Consider the following 1,104-nt stretch of genomic DNA (forward strand, 5'->3'; position numbering starts at 1 on the left):
AGCGTCGGAGGACCCGCGAGCGCGACCGTCCGCCTGCTCAGCCTCGACCCGCTCGACGCGACGCGCGTCCTCGCACGACTCGCCCCCGCACTCGACGCGTTGGCCACCGAAGCCCTCGCGCACGCGACCCGCGCCCGCGCCGAGGGCCCCGACACACTCCCCGCCCGCGCCGCCCCGCTGCTCGACCTCGCCGCCGAACACCACGCCCGCCGCCCGCACAAGCTGTTCACCACCTAGGACCGCTGGAGCCGCCCCGTGCACCTCGACCACACCCACGACGCGCCCCCCGCGCTCAGCGCCGACGCCCACCTGCCCGACGGCCGCCGCCGCGCCCTGCGACTCGGCCTCGGCGGCCCCGTCGGCTCGGGCAAGACCGCGACCGTCGCCGCGCTGTGCCGCACCCTGCGCGCCGAACTGTCCCTCGCCGTCGTCACCAACGACATCTACACCCGTGAGGACGCCGAATTCCTGCTGCGGGAAGGCGTGTTGCCGCCGGAGCGCATCACCGCCGTCGAGACGGGCGCCTGCCCGCACACCGCCATCAGGGACGACATCTCGGCCAACCTGGAAGCGGTCGAGGAACTGGAGGCGGCGACGGGGCCGCTCGACGTGATCCTCGTCGAGTCCGGCGGCGACAACCTGACGGCGACCTTCTCGCGCGGCCTCGTGGACGCGCAGATCTTCGTCATCGACGTCGCGGGCGGCGACGACATCCCGCGCAAGGGCGGCCCGGGCGTCACGACGGCGGACCTCCTCGTCGTCAACAAGACGGACTTGGCCCCTTATGTCGGCTCCGACCTCGACCGGATGGCGAAGGACGCGGCCCACGCGCGCGGCGAACTCCCCGTCGTCCTCCAGTCCTTGCGCGCGCCGGAGGGCGTGGGACCGGTCGCCGAGTGGGTGCGGGCGCGGCACCGCGCGTGGCGGGCGCGCGGATGACGACGGCCGTCGCCGGGGCCCGCGCCCGGGTACGGATCGAGGCGCGCGCGGACGGACGGGGCGGCACCGCGCTCCCGGTGCTGAGCGGCGAGGGCCCGCTCGCGGTGCGCCGTACGCGGGGCACTGCGGGGGCCGCGCATGTCGTGCTCGTCGGGGCGATGGGCG

The 1,104-nt window shown here is 76.0% G+C and carries 1 protein-coding gene and 2 pseudogenes; all 3 read left to right on the plus strand.

Going from position 1 to position 1,104, the window contains the following annotated elements; genetic code table 11:
• Positions 1 to 237, plus strand: a pseudogene (locus tag G3I42_RS23750) (urease accessory protein UreF); the annotation flags it as partial.
• 18 nt (positions 238 to 255) lie between these two features.
• Positions 256 to 939, plus strand: a complete 684-nt coding sequence (gene ureG / locus G3I42_RS23755) for an urease accessory protein UreG (RefSeq protein WP_164289108.1) — start codon at positions 256 to 258, stop codon at positions 937 to 939.
• Positions 936 to 1,104, plus strand: a pseudogene (locus G3I42_RS37780) (urease accessory protein UreD); the annotation flags it as partial. The gene ureG and the pseudogene G3I42_RS37780, both read left to right, overlap by 4 nt.

The organism is Streptomyces sp. SID11385, assembly GCF_010548245.1.
GTDB lineage: Bacteria > Actinomycetota > Actinomycetes > Streptomycetales > Streptomycetaceae > Streptomyces.